Raw genomic sequence first — 1,128 nt, 5'->3', positions numbered from 1 at the left:
TGTCTAAAGAAAAATTTGAACGTTCAAAACCGCACGTTAACGTTGGTACAATCGGCCACGTTGACCATGGTAAAACTACCCTGACAGCAGCTATCACTACTGTTCTGGCTAAAACCTACGGCGGTAACGCTCGTGCATTCGATCAAATCGATAACGCACCAGAAGAAAAAGCGCGTGGTATCACCATTTCTACATCTCACGTAGAATATGACACACCAACTCGCCACTACGCACACGTAGACTGCCCAGGACACGCCGACTATGTTAAAAACATGATCACTGGTGCTGCGCAGATGGACGGTGCAATTCTGGTTGTTGCTGCGACTGATGGTCCAATGCCACAAACTCGTGAGCACATCCTGTTAGGTCGCCAAGTAGGTGTTCCTTACATCATCGTTTTCCTGAACAAATGTGACATGGTAGACGACGAAGAACTGTTAGAATTAGTTGAAATGGAAGTTCGTGAACTTCTGTCTCAGTACGATTTCCCAGGCGATGACACTCCAGTTGTTCGCGGTTCAGCACTGAAAGCGCTGGAAGGCAACCCAGAGTGGGAAGCAAAAATTGTTGAATTAGCAGGTTACCTGGATTCTTACATCCCAGAACCAGAGCGTGCAATTGACAAGCCATTCCTGCTGCCAATCGAAGACGTATTCTCAATCTCTGGTCGTGGTACAGTAGTAACAGGCCGTGTTGAGCGTGGTATCATCAAAGTTGGTGAAGAAGTTGAAATCGTTGGTATTCAAGCGACTGCGAAAACAACTTGTACTGGCGTTGAAATGTTCCGTAAACTGCTGGACGAAGGTCGTGCTGGTGAGAACGTTGGTGTTCTGCTGCGTGGTACTAAACGTGAAGAAATTCAACGTGGTCAAGTACTGGCTAAACCAGGTTCAATCAAGCCACACACTCAATTCGAATCAGAAGTATATATTCTGAGCAAAGATGAAGGTGGTCGTCATACTCCATTCTTCAAAGGCTACCGTCCACAGTTCTACTTCCGTACAACTGACGTAACCGGTACTATCGAACTGCCAGAAGGCGTAGAGATGGTAATGCCAGGCGACAACATCAACATGATCGTGACTCTGATTCACCCAATCGCGATGGATGATGGTTTACGTTTCGCAA

The 1,128-nt window shown here is 46.6% G+C and carries 1 protein-coding gene; it reads left to right on the top strand.

The window, feature by feature from the left end:
* Nucleotides 1-1,128: elongation factor Tu (tuf, locus tag PR766_RS18415; protein ID WP_272518493.1), on the top strand; the 1,128-nt coding region annotated here is incomplete at both ends.

The sequence above is a fragment of the Providencia sp. PROV208 genome, from assembly GCF_028479465.1.
Taxonomy (GTDB): Bacteria; Pseudomonadota; Gammaproteobacteria; order Enterobacterales; family Enterobacteriaceae; genus Providencia; species Providencia alcalifaciens.
This window is presented reverse-complemented; position numbering and strand designations above follow the sequence as displayed.